General features: G+C 42.6%; 17 protein-coding genes and 3 pseudogenes. 3 read left to right on the top strand and 17 right to left on the bottom strand.

Annotation, left to right across the window (positions count from 1 at the left end; genetic code table 11):
- Nucleotides 1-98: 98 nt before the first annotated feature.
- From JCM21738_RS09040 to pdxR, 6 genes and pseudogenes are all read right to left on the bottom strand, one after another.
- Complete coding sequence (locus tag JCM21738_RS09040; RefSeq protein ID WP_023614000.1) at nucleotides 99-479, bottom strand: hypothetical protein; 381 nt, start codon at nucleotides 477-479, stop codon at nucleotides 99-101.
- A gap of 178 nt (nucleotides 480-657) precedes the next feature.
- A pseudogene (ppdK, locus tag JCM21738_RS09035) lies at nucleotides 658-3329 on the bottom strand (pyruvate, phosphate dikinase).
- Nucleotides 3330-3334: 5 nt separating this feature from the next.
- On the bottom strand, nucleotides 3335-4147 hold the full coding sequence (locus tag JCM21738_RS09030; RefSeq protein WP_023613998.1) for a pyruvate, water dikinase regulatory protein: 813 nt from the start codon (nucleotides 4145-4147) through the stop codon (nucleotides 3335-3337).
- 14 nt (nucleotides 4148-4161) lie between these two features.
- On the bottom strand, nucleotides 4162-4809 hold the full coding sequence (gene ccpN, locus JCM21738_RS09025; protein ID WP_031307747.1) for a transcriptional regulator CcpN: 648 nt from the start codon (nucleotides 4807-4809) through the stop codon (nucleotides 4162-4164).
- 490 nt (nucleotides 4810-5299) lie between these two features.
- Nucleotides 5300-6055, bottom strand: coding sequence for an exodeoxyribonuclease III (locus JCM21738_RS09020; RefSeq protein ID WP_023613996.1), 756 nt, complete (start codon nucleotides 6053-6055; stop codon nucleotides 5300-5302).
- Between the two features lie 58 nt (nucleotides 6056-6113).
- Nucleotides 6114-7534, bottom strand: a pseudogene (gene pdxR / locus JCM21738_RS09015) (MocR-like pyridoxine biosynthesis transcription factor PdxR).
- 121 nt (nucleotides 7535-7655) lie between these two features.
- Between pdxR and JCM21738_RS09010 the strand changes: the two are divergent.
- On the top strand, nucleotides 7656-8549 hold the full coding sequence (locus JCM21738_RS09010) for a DMT family transporter (RefSeq protein ID WP_023613994.1): 894 nt from the start codon (nucleotides 7656-7658) through the stop codon (nucleotides 8547-8549).
- Here the strand turns inward: JCM21738_RS09010 and JCM21738_RS09005 are convergent.
- The 5 genes from JCM21738_RS09005 to JCM21738_RS08980 all read right to left on the bottom strand — a co-directional run bounded on the left by JCM21738_RS09005 (nucleotide 8532) and on the right by JCM21738_RS08980 (nucleotide 12564).
- Nucleotides 8532-9917 carry an FAD-binding domain-containing protein gene (locus JCM21738_RS09005; RefSeq protein ID WP_023613993.1) on the bottom strand — a complete coding sequence of 462 codons (1386 nt, stop codon included), beginning with the start codon at nucleotides 9915-9917 and terminating at the stop codon, nucleotides 8532-8534. The two genes, JCM21738_RS09010 and JCM21738_RS09005, sit on opposite strands and share 18 nt — an antisense overlap.
- A 156-nt stretch (nucleotides 9918-10073) precedes the next feature.
- Nucleotides 10074-10424, bottom strand: coding sequence for a hypothetical protein (locus JCM21738_RS22385; protein ID WP_052019623.1), 351 nt, complete (start codon nucleotides 10422-10424; stop codon nucleotides 10074-10076).
- Between the two features lie 217 nt (nucleotides 10425-10641).
- On the bottom strand, nucleotides 10642-10935 hold the full coding sequence (locus tag JCM21738_RS08990; RefSeq protein WP_159101423.1) for a DUF3307 domain-containing protein: 294 nt from the start codon (nucleotides 10933-10935) through the stop codon (nucleotides 10642-10644).
- A gap of 30 nt (nucleotides 10936-10965) precedes the next feature.
- Nucleotides 10966-11709 (bottom strand): hypothetical protein, encoded by a 744-nt coding sequence (locus tag JCM21738_RS08985; protein WP_023613991.1) that lies wholly within the window; start codon nucleotides 11707-11709, stop codon nucleotides 10966-10968.
- A 417-nt stretch (nucleotides 11710-12126) separates the two neighbouring features.
- Entirely contained in the window at nucleotides 12127-12564 is a 438-nt protein-coding gene (locus tag JCM21738_RS08980; protein WP_023613990.1) for a peptidylprolyl isomerase, read from the bottom strand.
- Nucleotides 12565-12932: 368 nt separating this feature from the next.
- On the opposite strand from JCM21738_RS08980, the gene JCM21738_RS08975 reads away from it, so the two are divergent.
- Entirely contained in the window at nucleotides 12933-13424 is a 492-nt protein-coding gene (locus tag JCM21738_RS08975) for a VanZ family protein (protein WP_023613989.1), read from the top strand.
- A complete protein-coding gene (locus tag JCM21738_RS08970; protein WP_023613988.1) occupies nucleotides 13414-13890 on the top strand; it encodes a GNAT family N-acetyltransferase in 477 nt (158 codons plus the stop codon). The genes JCM21738_RS08975 and JCM21738_RS08970 overlap by 11 nt, the downstream gene beginning before the upstream one ends.
- A 34-nt stretch (nucleotides 13891-13924) precedes the next feature.
- Here the strand turns inward: JCM21738_RS08970 and mug are convergent, their stop codons facing one another.
- The 6 genes and pseudogenes from mug to JCM21738_RS08940 form a co-directional block, all read right to left on the bottom strand.
- Nucleotides 13925-14443, bottom strand: a complete 519-nt coding sequence (gene mug / locus JCM21738_RS08965) for a G/U mismatch-specific DNA glycosylase (protein ID WP_023613987.1) — start codon at nucleotides 14441-14443, stop codon at nucleotides 13925-13927.
- A gap of 37 nt (nucleotides 14444-14480) precedes the next feature.
- Nucleotides 14481-14726, bottom strand: a complete 246-nt coding sequence (locus JCM21738_RS08960; protein ID WP_023613986.1) for a hypothetical protein — start codon at nucleotides 14724-14726, stop codon at nucleotides 14481-14483.
- A gap of 139 nt (nucleotides 14727-14865) precedes the next feature.
- Entirely contained in the window at nucleotides 14866-15690 is an 825-nt protein-coding gene (fdhD, locus tag JCM21738_RS08955; RefSeq protein ID WP_023613985.1) for a formate dehydrogenase accessory sulfurtransferase FdhD, read from the bottom strand.
- 118 nt (nucleotides 15691-15808) lie between these two features.
- On the bottom strand, nucleotides 15809-16366 hold the full coding sequence (locus JCM21738_RS08950) for a helical membrane plugin domain-containing protein (RefSeq protein WP_023613984.1): 558 nt from the start codon (nucleotides 16364-16366) through the stop codon (nucleotides 15809-15811).
- Nucleotides 16359-19314 (bottom strand): annotated as a pseudogene (gene fdhF, locus JCM21738_RS08945) (formate dehydrogenase subunit alpha). The gene JCM21738_RS08950 and the pseudogene fdhF overlap by 8 nt, the downstream one beginning before the upstream one ends.
- A gap of 191 nt (nucleotides 19315-19505) precedes the next feature.
- Nucleotides 19506-19937 (bottom strand): hypothetical protein, encoded by a 432-nt coding sequence (locus tag JCM21738_RS08940; protein ID WP_023613982.1) that lies wholly within the window; start codon nucleotides 19935-19937, stop codon nucleotides 19506-19508.
- Nucleotides 19938-20205 lie beyond the last annotated feature (268 nt).

Below are 20205 nucleotides of genomic sequence, written 5' to 3'. Positions count from 1 at the left end.
AAATTTTATAGTTTCCTAACCAAAAATAAAAGGCCGCACAACGGGATGTGCGCGCCTTTCCATTTAGGATTCTTCATAAAATCAGTGGAACGGCTTGACTATGCGTTCTTCACCTTTAATTTTTTCATGACTTTGGTTAGAACCTTTTTGTCGTCCTTTGTTACACTTTTAGGTTTAATCGGTGATACTGGTTTAATTTTATCGATGTTATCGACACTTAGGATTTCAAGGTAAAACGGAGTGGTTTGCCGATTACCTTTCAGATATCCCTTGAGAATTTTCATTTTTTCAGAGGTACCTGTGAAAGCACCTTGATAATCCCATTCTATTTCATTCTTATATCTTGAATCCATTTTTTCTTTTAAAGCAAACGCTTCTGATAATGCATCCTCCGGTGTCATAAAATAGGATTGCGTTCTCCTTAACCCCTTCTTTTTGCTGCCATCGCCCGCTTTTGCCTGATAAAGTTTTACTAACATTTCCCTCATCCTCTCTGGTTTGGTCTCACGCCTTCTCATGGTAAGTGGAAACACCAGAAGACCCGAGGAATTGCGTATATATATAGTATACCCCTTTTTCCATCAGTTACCTATTAAAAAGGAAATAAATGAAACTAAAACCAAAGGAGCGTGTTTCTGTACACGCTCCTTTTCCAGGTTATTTAGCAATAACAGCCTCTTTTTCGTTGTTTCTCTCATGACGGATCGTTGCCTGTGCAGCAGCCAGTCTGGCAAGCGGAACACGGTATGGAGAACAGCTTACGTAGTCAAGCCCTGCATTGTAACAGAATTCGATCGAACTTTTTTCACCGCCGTGCTCACCGCAAATACCGGTCTTTAGTCCAGGCTTAGTCTGGCGGCCAAGTTCCACACCTGTCTCGATCAACTTGCCCACTCCCTCACGGTCAAGGACTGCAAACGGATTTTCTGGAAGGACTTTTTGTTCGATATAGGCTTGAAGGAACTTTCCTTCAGCATCGTCCCGGCTGTATCCGAAAGTTGTCTGTGTCAGGTCATTCGTACCAAATGAGAAGAAGTCAGCTTCCTCGGCGATTTGGTCTGCAGTCAAAGCTGCACGCGGTATCTCAATCATTGTACCCACTGTATATTCAAATTTTTTTCCAGTTTCTTCTTTAATACTTTGTGCGGCCGCGTTTACCAGTTCACGCATTTCCTTCAACTCATTGACATGACCGACTAGAGGAATCATGATTTCAGGCTGTGCATCGATACCCTTATCAGCCAAGTTCGCTACAGCATAGAAAATCGCTCTTGCCTGCATTTCATAGATTTCCGGATGAATCATGCCAAGTCGCAGCCGCGGTGGCCAAGCATCGGATTGAATTCGTCCAATTGGCGTACCTTCTTAAGCAATGCTTCCTTTTCCTTAAGCTCTTTTGATTCTGGGTCCTGGATTTGCAATTTGGTGATCTCGACAATAAGTTCTTCTTTATCAGGCAAGAACTCATGTAAAGGCGGATCCAGCAAACGAATTGTTACAGGAAGCCCCTGCATCACTTCAAGAATTCCTTCAAAATCACCCTGCTGCATCGGCAAGAGTTCATCAAGTGCTGCGTTTCGCTCATCGTATGTTTCAGCAAGGATCATTTTCTGGACAATTGGCCCCCTTGCTGCGTCCATGAACATATGTTCAGTACGGCATAGACCAATACCTCCTGCACCGAATTCCAGGGCCTTGGCAGAATCCTCAGGATTATCAGCGTTTGCTCGGACACCAATTTTACGCTCTTCATCAGCCCATGTAAGCAATAGCTGGAACTCTTCTGAAAGTTCAGGTTCGATCATTGGGATTTCACCAAGCATGATTTCCCCGGTTCCACCGTCAATTGTAATGACATCACTATGTTTTACTACCACTTCTCCAACACGGAACTGCTTTTCATGAAGATCAATTTTCATTGCCTCACAGCCACATATGCATGCTTTACCCATACCCCGCGCAACTACAGCAGCGTGACTTGTCATTCCGCCCCGGCTCGTAACGACAGCCTGTGCGGCAATGATTCCGTGGATATCATCTGGAGTTGTTTCTGGTCGGACAAGAATGACCTTTTGACCATCATTCGCTAGCAGTTCTGCCTCATTCGCATCAAATACTACTTTACCGGTAGCTGCACCTGGTGAAGCAGGCAATCCTTTTGCCAGCTGATTGCGCTCAAAATCCTCATCAATACGGCGGTGCAGAAGCTGATCCAGTTGTTCTGGATCAACTCGAAGCAAAGCTGTCTTCTTATCAATGATCCCTTCTTTGACAAGTTCTGTGGCGATGCGGATTGCTGCTTGAGCAGTACGTTTCCCCGTACGAGTCTGAAGGATGAATAACTCCCCGCGCTCTACTGTGAATTCAATATCCTGCATATCCTCGTAATGCTGCTCAAGGCGATTGCAAGTTTCAACAAATTGCTGGTAAACAGCAGGCATTTCATCTTTCAAGGTTTGGATTGGCTGAGGAGTCCTGATTCCTGCCACGACATCTTCACCCTGGGCATTGATTAAGTATTCACCATACAGGATACTCTCCCCCGTGGATGGGTCACGGGTAAATGCAACACCAGTTCCGGAATCATCACCCATATTTCCGAATACCATACTCTGGATATTTACAGCAGTTCCCAGGTGTGAAGGAATTTTATTCAAGCGGCGGTAAACGATCGCACGCTGGTTATTCCAGGAATCAAATACTGCATTGATGGAAAGGAAGAGCTGTTCCTTTGGATCTTGCGGGAAAGGTTTTCTCGTATGCTTTGTCACGATGTTCTTGTAGCCTTCGATAACTTCCTTCCAGTCTTCTGCAGTCATTTCAGGATCAGAATGATAGCCTTTCGCTTCCCTTTTTTCTTCTAGCAGGCGCTCGAAGTAGAATACATCAACATCGAGGACGACATCACTGAACATCTGGATAAAACGACGGTATGAGTCATATGCAAAACGTGGGTTGTTAGTCAATTTCGCCATACCCTCGACTGTTTCGTCATTCATCCCAAGGTTAAGGATCGTATCCATCATTCCCGGCATTGAGAATACGGCTCCGGAGCGGACTGATACAAGTAATGGGTTCTCAGGATTTCCTAGTTTCTTTCCAGTATTCTGTTCTAATTCACCTAATGCTTCTAAAACCTGTGCCTGAACTTCAGCAGTGATTGTCTTTCCGGCATCATAATAAGCATTACATGCCTCAGTGGAAATGGTGAATCCAAAAGGTACAGGAAGGCCAATATTGGTCATTTCTGCCAGGTTCGCACCTTTTCCTCCCAGAATTTCTTTCATTCCGCTATTTCCTTCATTAAAAAGGTAAACAAATTTAGACATCAGCCTTAACTCCTCTCACTTTTTAAAATATCGAGTATCAATCCTGCTGTTTCTTCGATCGCCTTATTGGAAACATTGATGACAGGGCAGCCAACACGTTTCATGATCTTCTCTGCATAATCCAGCTCTTCCAGGATTCTTTCATAGCTTGCATAATTTGCCCTGGCACCAAGTCCAAGTGCTTTTAGCCTTTCAGTCCTGATTTCATTAAGCTTATCTGGCGAGATAATCAGTCCTATACATTTGCTTCTCGGTATTTGGAACAATTCATCTGGCGGTTTCACCTCAGGAACGATTGGTACATTGGCTACCTTGTAACGCTTGTGTGCAAGGTACATCGATAATGGTGTTTTTGAAGTCCGTGAAACACCTACCAGTACGATATCCGCTCTTAAAATGCCGCGTGGGTCTCTGCCATCGTCATATTTGACGGCAAATTCAATCGCTTCAATCTTACGAAAGTATTCATCATCTAGCTTTCGCATCATTCCCGGTCGATGGTTTGGCTCTTTATTGAACTTCTTTTCAAAGGCATTCATCAGCGGATTCAGTAAATCCACCGCAAATATACCTTCTTCTTGTGCCCTTTTATCGATATAAGCTTTGAGTGCTGGAACGACGATGGTATAAGCAATAATCGAACGCCCTTGCTTCGCAACCAAGATGACATCTTCTATGTCTTCCTCGCTCTCAACATATGAATTCCTTCTGATATCAACCTGGCCGCCGTTAAACTGGGTTGCCACAGCCTTAACTACAAATTCCGCCGTTTCCCCAACTGAATCGGATACCACGTACACAATTTCCTTCATATCCAAAATGCGCTCACTTCCTAGACAGATTTTTGCTCTGCGATTTCAAGATAAACCTTGGTAATGGTTGTTTTCGTTATCCGTCCGATGACTTCATATGAATTGGGTTTATGCTTGAGTTCTCGGACGACAGGGAGAGAATCTATTCTGTTTGTTACAAGCTTTTTGGCAGCCTGGACCAATGTTTCTTCAGGGTTAACCTTTATAATATTTGGCATCCTCGTCATGATGACACTTACAGGAAGATCCTCCAGATTCTTGTTTCCGATAGCAGCCCTTAACAGGTCTTTCCTCGAAATGACTCCAGCCAGGCAACTTTCAGAATCAACAACATAAAGCGTTCCTACGTCTTCCAGGAACATCTGGACAATCGCATCATAAACAGAAGATGATTTTTGAACGACAATCGGATGGCCTTTATAGTCATTGACTTTAAGATTAAGAAATTCTGTCGGTTCAAACAGTCTCTCACTATCCTTATTGAAAAAATAGCCGACTCTGGGCCTGGCCTCGAGGCTGCCCGCCATCGTCAGGATCGCTAAGTCGGGACGGAGAGTTGCCCGTGTCAACTTCAGCTTTTCGGCAATCTGTTCACCAGTTATCGGGCCATCCTCCTTGACAATTTGAACGATTTCTTCCTGCCGTTTTGTTAGTTTAATAGAACTCACCACCAACGTATCCCCAATAATTAATATGTAACATTATCAAGGATTTTTTTAATGTGTTATCCTTATTAATTTATAGTATATAACATTTAGCTAAAAATCAAAAGAAAAGGTTTTAGTAATTTGTTAAATATATTAAAATAGCTGGGTTTCATGGTGTTGAATAGTATTACACTTTTAAAATATGTCATACTGTTCCTCATAAATTAAAGGTTGTTATTTGTATTAACAAACCGTTTTTGGACTGCTATTAGGGAAAGTGGCGAAAAGATTTGTTCGTTTCCAGCGATACTTCTGACAGCTTTTGGGGAAATCCAGGTATAGCTGTTTGAACTCGAGGCTACTTCTGACAGCTTTGAAGCAAATCAGCGAAAAGCTGTCAGAACCTGGGTAACTTCACACAGCTTTGATGAAAATCAGCGAAAATCTGCACCCAACAATTAAATAGCCATATAAAAATCCCCTGAGCACTGTTCAAGGGATACATTCACTTCTATAGACTTAGTTCAAGCGTTACAGGGCAGTGGTCACTCCCCATGACAAAACATTCTGCTCCTGCTTTTTTAATTGCAGGTGCCAATTTTTCTGAAACAATGAAATAATCGATACGCCATCCGATGTTCTTTTCTCTCACTTTATTCATATAAGACCACCAGGTGTACACATCTTTAACCTCAGGATGCAGGTGGCGGAAGGAATCGACAAAGCCATTGGCGAGTAGCTCGGTCATTTTCCCCCTCTCCTCGTCTGTAAATCCGGAATTACCACGGTTTGGTTTTGGATTTTTCAAATCGATCTCATTGTGGGCGACATTCAAATCGCCGCAAAGAATTACAGGCTTATTCTTGTCTAATTCAAGCAAGTAATCTCTTAGCTTGTCTTCCCAGGATAGGCGGTAGCCGAGGCGCGCCAGATCACGCTGTGAGTTAGGGGTATAGACATTAACAAGATACAACTCTTCAAACTCTACAGTGATTGCCCTGCCCTCATGATCGTGTTCAGTTGATCCAATCCCGCACTTAACAGATAGAGGTTCTTGTTTCGAAAAAACAGCAGTGCCGGAATAGCCTTTCTTTTCTGCGTAATTCCAGAACTGATGGTACCCTTCCAGCTCAAGGCTGATCTGGCCTTCCTGCAGCTTCGTTTCCTGTATACAAAAAAGATCCGCATCCGCTTCAATAAAGAAATCTAAAAAACCTTTACGAGCACAAGCCCTTAAGCCATTCACATTCCATGATACTAATTTCATAATCCTTTATTCTCCTTGATGTTTTTCATACTTAGTTAAAAACTCATATTCTTCTATTCTAGCAGTCTTCAATCAGCGATTCTAATATGGCGATTCCCTTTTGTATTTCCTCAACTGGTGCATTCGCAAAAGATAGCCTGAAGTGCTGAATTTTTTTAGTTGAATATATCCTGCCGGGATTGATCAACACACCATTCGCGAGAGCTTTCCTGTACAAATCAGGCAACGAGATTTCCGGATTCATTTTTATCCAAATGAAAAATCCTCCATCAGGCCTGTCCCATTCAGCAAAAGGGCTCAAGTGTTTTTCCAGTGATTTTAAGGCGGCATTTCTTCGTACCTTTAACTGTTTTCTTACTTTCAATAAATGCTTCTCATACAAGCCGCTGGATAACCATTCTGCGGCGGCACGCTGCGATAAAGAGCTGGAACCGTAGTCGGTCTGCATTTTCAGGTCAGCCAGCCGGTCAATGACTGCTTCAGGACCGGCAATCCATCCGATTCTCAATCCAGGATTCAGGCTCTTCGACAGGCTGCCAAGATATAAAACATTTCCGTGTCTGTCATGCGATTTAATGGGAGAGGGTGGAGGAGAGTCTAGCCATAGATCTCCGTACACATCGTCCTCGATGATCGGAAGCTGTGCACTCTCTGCCAGTTCGAGCAGTTGCTGCCTTCGTTTTTCACCCATAAGAGTACCTGTGGGATTATGGAAATTTGGATGGCAGTATAATACTGATTTCTTACTATGATGCGATGCCTTTATCATCTCAGGATGATGCCTTCCTTGTCCATCGGGATTCCATGGAGTTTCATGCCTGCAGACTGGAAGGTGGATAAAGAATATAAATAAGATGGACTCTCAAGGAAAACTGTTGACTCACTTTCTAATAACCCAATCGAAATGAGGTGCAATGCCTGTAAAGCACCCGAAACGACTAAAATCGATGAAGCATGGACCATGATTCCTTTTTGATTAAGGTATTTAGCAATTGCTTCCCGCAATTGTGGATTTCCTTTTGGATCTTCATAGCCGAACGGCTCCAGTTCCTGTCCAACCTTAGTTAGGACAGCCCTCATCTCTTCTAGTGGGAATAAATTCTTCGATAGTTCTCCCTTACTCAGCTGAATCAAATTCTCATTGGATTCTGCCAGGTTTATTGTCTGCACTGTCGACATGCTTGCCTGATGGGTGCCCAGCCCCACTTGTTCATTCCAATTTACCGGTGGTGCAGACCGCATCAGTGTCCAGGTATTGTTAATGACTACCGTTCCCATTCCGAGCTTACCCTCAACCAGCCCATCTGCAGCCAGTTCATCCAGCGCTGTTACAATTGTGCTTCTGTTCACACCGAATTGCTTTGCAAGGCCACGCTGACTCGGGAGCCTGCTGCCAACTGGCCAAATCCCGTTTGTAATCTGCTCTTTTATATAATCGATTATCACTTTGTATTTTGGCGCTTCATATCCCTGCTCCATTCAAATTGGTTGGGTTTAAAATCTCACTATTGGATGGATACATTTTACCAAGACCCAGTTATATTTGAAAGAAAAATAGACTATAGGATAAATTGGATGGTTTTTAACAGAGGTGGTTTAGATGAACATTAGAATGGGAGCAGCACACTTGCTTGTTATTCTATTATGGGGATCGGCTTTCGCGGGGATTAGGCATGGTCTCGAAGGATATTCACCCGAGCATTTGTCTTTCTTGAGGCTCTTGATCGGGGCAATGGCTCTTGTTTTCTACGCGGCAGTAATAAAAATGAAACTTCCGGAAATTAAAGATTGGCCTGTGATATTTCTGTTCGGATTCCTGGGTTTCGCAGTCTATCAAACGGCGCTTAGCTTTGGTGAACTAACTGTCAGCGCCGGTGCTGCCAGCCTGCTTGTTTCAACTTCTCCAGTTTTCATTGGATTTTTAGGGAGGATGTTCTTCCAGGAGCGCACTGGGAAATGGTACTGGTCTGGCGCCTCCATCAGTATGGCAGGGATTTTCTTCATTTCTTTTGGTGCCGGTGGGGGTTTTGAGTTTGGTATTGGCGTACTTTTTATACTAATTGCTTCATTATCTGAATCACTTTACTTTGTTTTTCAAAAAAATTATTTAGATAAATATGGTGCTCTCCCATTTACGGCCTATACGATTTGGGCCGCCACCATTTTCATGGCATTCTTTTCTCCTGGCATTGTGTCACGGATTTCCCAAGCCCCGTTAGGAGCAACGATTAGTGCTATTTACCTTGGACTTTTCCCCACGGTGATTGCTTACTTTGCTATAGCCTATATTACAGCTCAATCCGGTGTCTCTGAAGCAGCAAGTTCCTTATACCTTACACCTGCTGCTTCTTTCCTTATCGCCTGGATATGGTTGGGAGAAGTCCCGGCGATCCTGACAGTTGCAGGCGGTGTGATTACCCTTATAGGCGTTTCCCTGACCTACTTCAAAGGGAGGAATGAAATGGCTGAATCCTCTTCAAATATCAAAGGATAGCTGCTCCGTCTCCCCCTCTTCTTTTTTCCGGGCCGGCTTTCCTTTGTTCCCTATGGCCTGGATTTGAAGCCTGGCATTTTTATAGGCCTTTTTCACATCGACAATAGGTGCTTCATAGCCAAGCTGATAAAAAGCAGGGTAAAGCCACGGTTCGTGAATGTATTCATCTGGAAGCTTGCTTAACTCAGGGATATATCGGCGGATGAACGTGCCATCTGGATCAAGCTGCCTGCCGACTTTAACAGGGTCAATGATTTTCATCTTCCCTTTCATTCCCGCTTGTTGCCGAATATAGAAATCATGCACTGCTGGTTCGTAGTCTAAATACAACCCTGCCATGGCTGCGGATAGCTTTTGCTCATCCATCAATAGAGTATTAGCAATAAAAGACGTAACCATAGCACGCAACGAAAAGTTCATCCATCCCGTTTTATCCAGACTCCTCATGGCTGCATCGATTATCGGGATTCCCGTCCTTCCCTGAAGCCAGCGCTGGAACCAATCTTCGTTCCATTCCCTTTTGATTTCCCTTACTTCTTCCAATTGCTGATGTTGTATTTTCATACTGCATATTTTGACCCGGGCAGTAAGTTTTGATAAAAACTCTGCAAGCTGTATTTTATCTTCCTCCAGCTCACATGCTTGCAATTTTTCGTCAGTTTTCTGATAAACGGTCCTGACCGCTATGTTCCCCCACGTTATATAAGCAGAAAGCCTTGAGGATGAAAGCGAAGATGGCAGCGGTTTTTGCTGGTTTTCGATGTAGTTTGCGAATCTGCCTTCGAGGAAAGAATCCAGCGTTTCAATTGCCTTCATTTCTCCCCCTTGCTGCCCAAAGCGGATTTTAGTTCCCTTGACCCTGTAATTCTGAAGTTTCTTAAAATCAGTGAACAGAAAATCCGGTGTTTTTGACGGCACATCAATCCTGTTCGGAACTTCAGCCATCGGTTCTTTTAAATATGAGTTCAAACGGTTATTAAAATGCTTACCATGGACATTTTCAAGTTCCGGACCATAAGAAAAAAGAAGCTGCTGATTTTGCTTTGCCCATTTCTTAACTTTATCCATTAACCTGCTATCGTTGTGCGTAAATAAGTTTATAGAATCATAAGTATCCAGCAATTTGGCCAAAACTGGCTCGATCTCACCGATTGCTAGAAAGAGTTTCCCTCCCTTTCCCTCAATACCCTTTGACAGCTCATTGAGACTTTCAACAACAAATTGAAAATGGCGGGCGGAAAGCGGTGTATCCTTCCATTGTGATGGATCGACTACATATACCGGCAATACCTCTCCCGCCCTGGCCGCTTCGCTCAAAGGCTGATGATCGGAAATACGCAAATCATTATTGAATAAGACGATATTCATTCGAATCACTCCGCTATATACTCTTTTGCATGCCTCTTTAGGAAGCTTAATGCTATAAAAACCATATCATTGCACTCTTGAAACAGGAAAAAGCAGAGCTAAAACCATTAAAGGTAGGAATGTCAGATATTCTGCTAATAATCATTTTAACCAGCACTAATTTAATATTTCTCTTAAAAGAATACCGAACATGATACCAATGAACATGGACGTCAAGGTACCAAGGAGAAAGTATTCCGCCCAGTCACGATCATCCATTTGTTTAAAACGGGCGATGGATTTAGCGGTAACAATAAAGGCAATTGCCGGATATGAACTGTAGTATGTAAGTAAAATAACCAGAAGTCGCTCGATATAGCCAATCAGCTTCCCGCGTGACATATCGTGTTTGTTGAAGACCATATAGCTGTATTGCTCGGACAGTCCTCTTTCACCATTACTTTTTTGCGGATATGCCGGCTCCTTCAACTCATTTTTAAAAGTATATTTCCCTTCAAAGGTTAACAATTGCCCAGCAGAGAGCCAAGAAGGATGCGTATTATATGTCCACTGACCGTTGTCCCAAAAATTAAAATAATGACAATGACGAGGATCGTACTAGAAGCGTCCAATTGCCGCCCTTCCTCGAACAGAAGCTGTATAAATCTATCAACATTGTAGACTAGCGATTTTTGATAAAAGAACTGTAACGCTATCAATATCATGAAAAGATGCAGCAGCTGATCTAATAAAAAAACCATAGTTTATTTAAATTTTCGTGTGCCGTAAATTGATCCACTAGCTTAATCTTCATCACGTCAATGATTAGGTGCGTCCCTGTTATGAATAGAACTGGCCAGACCACAGTCGTTACCGGATCATTCTCCTGATAAAATAAGAGCCATCCTCCTGTGAGTACAGCTGTGTTTACCAGGAAATGATGAAATATATGCTTTTTAAGATTTTTCAGCTTATCCTGCACCATATAATCAGTTTGAAGATAAAAATCGGCTAGTAGATGCGCAATAATTAAACTCAATAAAAGCATGCCTGCTCCTTTCACCAGAATCTAGAAGCTGAAAATATCCTGCACCTGGCTTTTAATATTTGTCCTTATGCTTTCTTCAAGAGAATTCGTGTAGTTATTTCCCATTTCCGGGAACTCCTTTGCCTGACGGGCATCCAAGTAACTGACGATATTACGGAAACTGTGTAGGATCTGCTCGCAATGCCCTTTCTTAAAATGGCTGTAAACCGTAGGAGCTGAGCGATCGATAAGCTGAGCCACAGCATTTTGCTTACCGTAAATAAGATACAGCGAGCACACTAGCCGTTGCACATCAGTTTGCTCTATTCTCAAAACATGCTGCAGCATGAGCATGTTATTTATTAATGTCTGCAAACTGGGCTCAACATCATTAAGTTGAAAATGGAAGGATTCCCTGTCCTTCTGCTTTTTTAAATGGTCATTCGCGTTTCTAGCCTGCTTCACTAATGGATGGATCCACTTTTCAATATCAATATCCGCTACTTTCTTATCCAGACTGCCATAGGTAAGCCCGAAATAAGGCAGGTTTTTTTCATATTTCCAAAGCGAGCTTACATAAAAGGCTGTGATAAAAGCAGATGAATATCCCTCGGACAGGAGTATAAGTTCATCCCCAGAACGGTGTTTAATCTGAACTGAACCGATCTTTCCATACCAATCTCCAATATATCTCTCAAACTGACCTAAATAATTGCTCAGCTCCTCACCATAATCTGCAGAAGAGGACTTCGTTACATCCATTATGAATACAGAAACTGGCACCATTGCCATTCCACCCAACATTTATAATTTGATTATTTAATCTAATTTTATATAAATTAGCTATTATAGTCAAATTTATTCAATATTAAACTGTAAAATTTAATTATATATATACAGTTAATTTCTTTTATATTTTAACAAGAGCGTACGTTCGGTACAATGAGTAAATACGTACAAGAACAAAAAGCGCAAGCGCCTCGTTCAGCCCCGACAAGCGCTGGAGGGCCTGACATTGAAGTCGTTCTTTGACTTCATTGGCAGGACCGAAGCGTCTCGAGGAGTTAGGAGCCGCAGCTAGACAAGCGATTCGAGGGGCTAGGCGCTGGAGCTGGATTAAGAAAACCCATTATAGTTATCCACATTGAAAACATTTTAAAATTTTCCAACAAAAAAGAGCCCTCAGGCTCTTTTCTGGAATTCTTATTCTTCAGTCACAACTACCTTTTCCATTACATCTCCGTTGCTCATCGCTTTAGCTGCTTCCAAGTTGGAAGTAACTTTTCCGAACACAGTGTGCACTCCATTTAAGTGTGGCTGTGATTCATGTACGATGAAGAACTGACTGCCGCCTGTGTCTTTTCCAGCGTGTGCCATTGATAGTGAACCCGGTACGTGCTTATGCGGATTGCCTTCTGTCTCACACTTGATTGTGTAACCCGGACCGCCAGTTCCTGTTCCTGAAGGGCATCCCCCCTGACTGACAAATCCAGGAATGACACGGTGGAAATTCAAACCGTTATAGAAGCCTTCGTTTGCAAGTTTCTCAAAGTTTGCAACTGTACCAGGAGCTTCATTTGGGTATAATTCGAATTCGATTTTTTCACCATTTTGCATTTGTATGTATCCTTTTTTAGCCATGTATATCATCTCCTTGTGGTAAAATCATTGTTATCATACCACTATTCGAAATGAAAATAAAAGTATCCACCTTCAAATTGTATTTTTCCAACATGGTTGTGTTAAAATATAATTGCCTCTGCCGGACATTCGCATGTTGCGGGACACTTAACCACTGTACGGACGGCAGGGGCCCTGCTCTAGCAGGATGATAATATATATGACCAAACCTTGCCTTGGGGTAAGGTTTTTATTTTAGTTTAAAATTGAGGCGTTAAATTGATGTTTTGAAAATCAGAATCTTGTATACCAGTTAATTAAATCGATACTTTAGTAGATTAATAGATAGATTCATTGTCAATTAATATCAACAAACCCAAGGAGAAGTTATGCTAAATCTAATAGATTTCAAACACAAGAAATGGATTTCAGCAATCTCATATGCATTATTCATTATGTACATCATCATTGCCGTCATTTTGCTGTTTCTCAGTCCATACAGACAGGCTGCGCATGAAATCAATTCTGCAGGCGCCAACCCATATAACATCATCCCGTTTAAAACAATCACAGACTACATTAAAGCTTCTTCGCACATCAATCAAAGTATCTGGATGTCAAATTTATTTGGCAATATCCTTGCCTTTTTCCCGTTAGGAATCTTCCTTCCCTGGTTGTTTAAAAGGTTTATGGGGTTCTGGTGGACAATCAGTACTGTCTTTCTGGCGACTACCTCGGTGGAGATCCTCCAGTTTGCGACCAGAGTTGGCAGTTTCGACATCGATGATATCATTCTTAACACAATAGGCGGTGCAATTGGCTACCTGCTAATCAAAATTATTTTTCTGGTTATATTGAAGGGGAAAAGACATGGACATTAGAATGTTAAAAGCCGGCGAACAGCCGCCGTGGAACCTGCTCCTCCTGGCAGATCCTTCTAAAGATTTGGTTTCACAATATTTAGGTAAAGGGTTGTGCTATGTCATTGAGTCAGAAAACGCAGTTACAATCGGAGTAATCGTGCTTGTGCCGGTTAGTACTCATATCATCGAAATTATGAACCTGGCAGTCGATGAATATCATCAGGGCAAGGGTTTAGGCACCATCCTGCTTAAATTGGGGATTCAAATTGCAGCCGAAAAAGGTTATGATACGGTTTCAATCGGTACAGGAAATTCGAGTATTAACCAACTGACTCTATATCAAAAAATTGGCTTCAGAATAACTGGAATAGATCATGATTCTTTTATAAGAAATTATGTAGAACCAATTTTCGAAAATGGCATCCAGTGCAGGGATATGATCCGATTATCGATGTCCTTACAAAATGAAACCCATGTGCCTTAATAAAAGATAAAAGGACCTCAAATCAAGTCCTTTTTTACTTGGTTTTTAAACGTTCATTCAAAGTTGGAAGTTCTTTATATATCTTCACTACTTCATCCATCTTCATCCTCACGAGCCCGCTTGAGGATGGAGCAACGAAATCAACGGTACCAGCCACGACAGGTTCATCCTGTTTTCCCCATGGAATATCTTTTTTGCCGCTGTATTGCTGGTAAACACCTTTACCAACGAAACAAACGATCTTAGGACTGTATTTCTCGATTTTCTTCCTTAACTCAAGCTTCCCCTGCTGGTATTCCTCTTTCGTAATCTCATCCGCTGCTTTAGTCGGACGCGCAACTATGTTCGTCATACCGCAGCCTAAATTCAGCAATTGATAATCCTCTGAAGAATCATATTTTCTTGGCGTGATGCCTGCTTCAAAAAGAATCTTCCAAAATCTATTGTTTGGATTAGCGTAATGATGACCTGTTTCGGAAGAACGTATGCTCGGATTGAAACCAACAAAAATGACGTCAAGATCTTCACGTAGATGATCGGAAATCGGCTCCACAATCCCAACTCCTCTCCATTTTTATGTATCTATGCACTCACCAATAGCGGGGAGGCAGTTCATTATTTTTGCGGATATTCTTGAAAATTCTTAGATGGAACAAAAACTCATCATAATACATCGTTTCTGCACTTTCAAATGAATAAGCGTCCGAAAAGTGATCCAATAGTTCGGTATCAATATTATCTTCAAGGCCGCTCAGCCACATTTTATAGCCGTGTTGTTCATAGACATATGATAAACCTGCCCATTCGAACATATCTTCCAAATCCTTTTCACCCATTCTATCACTCCTTCAGCTCTCACCTCCATTTTTCCTTACTTTTACACAGCTTATACAAGGCCTATTGAGTCTCTTCCCAGGTGTCTCGGAAAAGGAAGTTTATCAATTTGCTCCCGTTATTCTCTAAAATAAGCCAGGTTTATTCAACCTGGCTTTCCTGAACGCTGTATTTTGCTTCTGCAACACGTTCCGGGTGTGTATAAACATTCAGGGAACGATGTCTGATAAAGCCGATAGTCGTAATGCCCAGCTCATCCGCAAGCTTAAGCGCAAGTTCAGTAGGAGCAGATTTGGACAATACAATCGGGCAGCCAATTTTGGCAACCTTCAATAAAATTTCTGAAGAAATACGTCCACTGAAAACAATTACCTTATCGTGAATCGGGATATCATTCTTTAAGCAATGACCATAAATCTTATCCAGGGCATTATGGCGACCGATATCCACCCTCGACACAACCGGGCCGAACAAACTGCAAAGGGAGGCATTATGGACTCCCCCTGTATTTTGGAAAAGATCAGCGGAATCCTGCATTTCCTCCATAAGCCTGAAACAATCCTCCACTTCGATTTCTGTCTCCAGTTTATGCAGTTTTTTTGCGGTCATTGCGTCTGTGGCAAACACAAATCCCGACCTGCTTGCTCCGCAGCATGATGTCAGGTGACGCTTACCTTGCAAATTCTTATACACAGGATTTACCCTGGATGTTTTTACATGAACAAATCCTTCTTTTTCCTGGAACCATATATCCTCTATATCTGTATACCTCCGGATAATTCCTTCTGACGCCAGATAGCCAATTACCATTTCTTCAATATATTCTGGAGTGCAGACCATTGTAACAAACTCCTGACCATTCACTTTAATGGTGACAGTATATTCCGTTACGATGCTGTCTTCCAATCTTTCGGCCTGGCCATCTCCAAAACGAAGGATTTCCCTTTTGACTTCAACTGGTTTCAAAGCAGCCATCCTCTCTGATTGACGTTTTGCTCTACAGTAATCTACTTTTATCCAAAAAGCTGAATCATCAAACATAATAAGCAGGCAACAAGTTTATGCTTGCTGCCTGCCTATTAGACTACTTTTCCTCCAGTGTACCATCCTGGCTTTGGTGGATATCCTGATTTTCCGGTAACTGAGTGGTTCGTTCAAGCCCCTCTGTATCTTCACCCATCCCTTTAAGGAACTCAAAGAGCAACGATAACGCGCGGTTTATTTCCGGATTTTTCAAAGAACGGACTATATCAAAATATCCAAGTTTGTCGTCATCCTCGCTGTCAGTATATTCTGCTACTCTAGCAATACCAGAATTCAATTTTAACAGCAATGGCTCAAGCTGCTGGACATTGATTGTACCGAGAACACCAACCATCAGCAACAGGTTCTTGATTGTATTGGTAGCTTCAGGCTTGTCTGCTGCTTTGACAAGAACATTCAGTACCTTATCCCCTTCACTGAACAATCCGCCTAAAAGTGTCAGCACCCCGCCCTGATTCATATGCTTAAGAATGTCCATACACTGCAAAATTGCATCCTTGTTATCAAGCAAGGCAGTCTCGATTTCCTCCAGGTCACTTTTGCGTTTTTGTTCCTCAGTCATCTGTATACGATTGATCTTAGTGATTGCTTTAGCCATGCTGGGTACGCTCCTTTTTCACAAGATCTCCTGGAAAGCTGTAATCCTGGCGAGCCCACTTCTTTTCGACTTGGACGCCGATTTGCGGCTGTGGATTGCCGTATCGGAAATTATTCCTTGGCAAAGGATTGACTCCTTCAAATTGGAGGATTTCCATTTTAGCCTTCGTCTCCTTATAGGCTGGAGTATCGGTGTTTTTGTCTCCATAGCTGCTTGTCAGGAGATTGATGGCCGCATCGCCCTGGTCATTCATAGGCAAATACACTTCCTTACCTTGCACTCTGTCGGTAACGACACATCTTACCTTCAAATTGCCATACGGCGATGTCAGCCTGACGAGTGTTCCATCCTTCAATCCCCTTTCTTCTGCAAGCTCTGGCGAGACTTCAAGGAATGTTTCAGGTGTCTTCGAGGTAATACCTTCTGACTTATAAGTAAGATTCCCTTCATGGAAATGCTCTAGCAAACGTCCATTATTGACATGGATATCATATTCCTCTCCATATTGAATCGGAATCGACCATTTTACCGGGTAAAGACGTGCTTTACCATCCGGGAACGGGAAGCCATCCAAATACAGGACAGGACTGTCAGTTCCATCCGGCTGTACCGGCCATTGAAGGCTTTTGTACCCTTCAAGCGTTCATACGTCACGCCCGAGTAAATCGGCATTAGGCTTGCCGCTTCAGCCATGATTTCAGAAGGATGTTCATATGTCCAGCCTGCACCAAGGCGGTTGGCGACTTCAATCAGGATCTGCCAATCAGGTTTTGAATCACCAACTGGCTCGAATACCTGGTACAAACGTTGAATCCTGCGTTCGGTATTTGTAAATGTGCCCTCTTTTTCGAAGCTTGGGCTTGCCGGCAAAACAACGTCTGCAAACTGTGCGGTTCGCGAAAAGAACACATCCTGTACTACAAAGAAGTCGAGCTTTTCATAGCCAGCCTGGACGTGATTGATATTGGAATCCACAAGGCCCATCTCTTCACCCTTGATGTATAGAGCTCTAAGAGTTTCGTTATGCATCCCTTCAACCATGTCATGGTTATTGATACCTGGTTCAGCAGGCAGCATGGTTCCCCATGCCTGTTCAAACTTCTTGCGCGCCGCTTCATCGTTCACCTTCTGATATCCCGGCAGTGAGTCCGGGCTGCTGCCAAAGTCGCCTGCGCCCTGAACGTTGTTATGGCCGCGCAGCGGATATGCTCCTGTTCCAGGACGGCCAAAATTACCAGTGATAAGCAATAAATTCGAAATCGCTGTACTGGTGTCACTCCCGCCTATGTGCTGGGTAACCCCCATTGCCCATAACGCACAAACGCTTTTTGCTTCATGGATACTTGCAGCTATTTGAATAAGCGTCTCCTTTGAAAGGCCAGTTGTTTTTTCTGCGTATTCGAGTGTGAACCCTTCAAGACTCTTCACATACTCAGAAAGTCCGTTTACTTTATCATTCAGGAACTTCTCATCAGCCCAACCCTGGTCGATAATATACTTTGTCACTGCCGAAATCCAGACAAGGTCGCTGCCTGCTTTTGGCCTTACGAACATGTCAGCACGATCAGCCATTTCATGCTCTCGCAAATCAGCCACAATAAGCTTTTGACCATTCAGCTTCTGTGCCCTCTTTACCCTTGTTGCCAGTACCGGGTGAGCTTCTGCTGTATTCGATCCAACAATGATGACCAAATCAGCCATCGCGATATCCGTAATGGATCCCGCATCTCCCCCGTGTCCAACTGTCCTGAACAAACCTACCGTCGCTGGTGTTTGGCAATAACGGGAGCAATTATCGACATTGTTTGTGCCAATCACAGACCTTGCTAATTTTTGCATTAGATAGGATTCTTCATTCGTACATTTCGAGGATGTTATAAATCCTAAGGCGTCTGGACCATATTCATTCTTGATTTCGGAGAATTTGGTGGAGATTAGATTCAAAGCCTCATCCCATTCTGTTTCTCTAAAGCTGTCACCTTCACGAATCAGCGGCTTTGTCAGACGCTCTTCGCTGTTAACGAAATCCCATCCAAATTTCCCTTTTATGCATGTAGAAATTCCGTTGGCAGGTGCTTCAACCTGTGGCTCGACCTTCAGGATTTCGCGGCCCTTCGTCCACACATCAAAACTGCAGCCCACTCCGCAGTATGTGCAGACCGTCTTGGTCTTCTTGATTCTTGATTCACGCATGGCAGCTTCCATATCAGAAATAGCAGGATGGAACCGTAACCTGTCTCGACATTCTTGGTAATATCAATCATCGGCCTTAATGTATCTTTTGCGATTCCTGTCAAAAAGCCAGCTTCACCTTCCATTCCTTTTTCCATCATCGCGTTACACGGGCACACCGTTGAACAATGACCACAAGAAACACATGAAGATTCATTGATTGGTACATCATTGTCCCAAATAACACGCGGACGTTCACGTTCCCAGTCAATTCTCAGCGTCTCGGTTACCTGGACATCCTGACAGGCTTCCACACATCTCCCGCATAAAATGCATTGATCAGGATCATATCTGTAAAAAGGATTTGATTCATCTTTTTTATAAGGCTTCTGATCAAACGGGATGCTCTGGTGATTGATTTTCATTTCTTTTACTGTGTTATGTACCTCACACATCCCATTATTGTAGTCACAGACTGTACAGTACAATTCATGGTTAAATAGGATCTTGTCCATCGCCATAGTTTGTGCCTTCTTAACACCTGGCGCCACAGTGTCGATGATATCGCCATTTTTCAAGAACGTCGAACAGGATCTGACCATTTCCCCATTTACTTCCACAATACAAGTATCACACGTCTCGATTGGTCCAAGGCTTGGATGATAACATACACTGGGCACTTCAACCGAGCTATCTGAAAGGTATTGAAGGATTGTTTGATTTTCTTCAGCCGTCACTTCGGCACCGTTGATTGTTACATTTATTTTGCCAGACAAGACCTCATCTTCCTTTCTGTATAAAAATTGCTCTCTTTCTCACTACCCAAACCAAGAATGAAGTTAACCACTTTTATCAGAGTTTTTTGGAAAAATAAAGAGAGGCTTGCTGATACCCAAATAATATTTCTCTTCAACAAGAACAAAATAAAAGCCCTACCTGGATCAGGTAAAGGCTTTGTTAACACAAACTATAAAAAGCGGCAGGCATCATTCCCTACTTCTTCAGTGGAAAGAATATACAGGGAATTACCACTTTGGGAGTTTTCTTTTGAAAAACCAAAGCTTTCTAAATCATCGTACTCACCATTCACGATGATTGCTGAAGCGAAAAGCAATGCCTGCAGATGGAATAGTGATATATCAATAATATCTGTCAATGAATCAGCAGGCATGATGTCTGCCAATACAGCAACTCTCCCGCGAACTCCCAGGTTTTCATAAGCATATTCAATATTATCGGCCATTGTGTGAGAAATGGCAGCAGCTGCAGTGATGATGTCATTCCAATTTTCATCAAAAACATAAGCATGCCAAGGAGTTTGTTTTGAGCCATTTAGAAACTCAATTTTAAGGAATTGCTGGTCATTATCAAAGTGATAAACGGATTTCAGTGCATCCATAGCTTCCCTCCATCAGTAAAGTAGGAATAGTTTCCCACAGTAAGCAACAGTTAATGAATTTGTTTTGCATGATTTAAAATCGTTAGTAAATACTTACAACGAAGTTACCCGAAGCATGATTTTTGTCGATAAGGGGAAAAAGGTAATAAACAAATATAAACCAGCGTGTAAGGAGGACGAAAAAATGGAAGCAAAAGCAAAATAATCCTAAAAATCAAAATGAGGAAAATGAACAGCAGCACAGCATGGTGTGCAACGATCAATTATT

Source organism: Mesobacillus boroniphilus JCM 21738, assembly GCF_000517385.1.
In the GTDB taxonomy this organism is placed as follows: domain Bacteria; phylum Bacillota; class Bacilli; order Bacillales; family Cytobacillaceae; genus Mesobacillus; species Mesobacillus boroniphilus.
The sequence above is the reverse complement of the archived record's forward strand: the minus strand, read 5'-3'. Positions and strand labels throughout refer to the sequence as shown.

Coding starts and splice junctions, on each gene's coding strand:
- JCM21738_RS09040 (WP_023614000.1), bottom strand. CDS start 479: ATGTTAGTAAAACTTTATCAGGCAAAAGCGGGCGATGGCAGCAAAAAG.
- JCM21738_RS09020 (WP_023613996.1), bottom strand. CDS start 6,055: ATGAAATTAGTATCATGGAATGTGAATGGCTTAAGGGCTTGTGCTCGT.
- JCM21738_RS09010 (WP_023613994.1), top strand. CDS start 7,656: ATGAACATTAGAATGGGAGCAGCACACTTGCTTGTTATTCTATTATGG.
- JCM21738_RS09005 (WP_023613993.1), bottom strand. CDS start 9,917: ATGAATATCGTCTTATTCAATAATGATTTGCGTATTTCCGATCATCAG.
- JCM21738_RS08985 (WP_023613991.1), bottom strand. CDS start 11,709: ATGGTGCCAGTTTCTGTATTCATAATGGATGTAACGAAGTCCTCTTCT.
- JCM21738_RS08980 (WP_023613990.1), bottom strand. CDS start 12,564: ATGGCTAAAAAAGGATACATACAAATGCAAAATGGTGAAAAAATCGAA.
- JCM21738_RS08975 (WP_023613989.1), top strand. CDS start 12,933: ATGCTAAATCTAATAGATTTCAAACACAAGAAATGGATTTCAGCAATC.
- JCM21738_RS08970 (WP_023613988.1), top strand. CDS start 13,414: ATGGACATTAGAATGTTAAAAGCCGGCGAACAGCCGCCGTGGAACCTG.
- JCM21738_RS08960 (WP_023613986.1), bottom strand. CDS start 14,726: ATGGGTGAAAAGGATTTGGAAGATATGTTCGAATGGGCAGGTTTATCA.
- JCM21738_RS08950 (WP_023613984.1), bottom strand. CDS start 16,366: ATGGCTAAAGCAATCACTAAGATCAATCGTATACAGATGACTGAGGAA.
- JCM21738_RS08940 (WP_023613982.1), bottom strand. CDS start 19,937: ATGGATGCACTGAAATCCGTTTATCACTTTGATAATGACCAGCAATTC.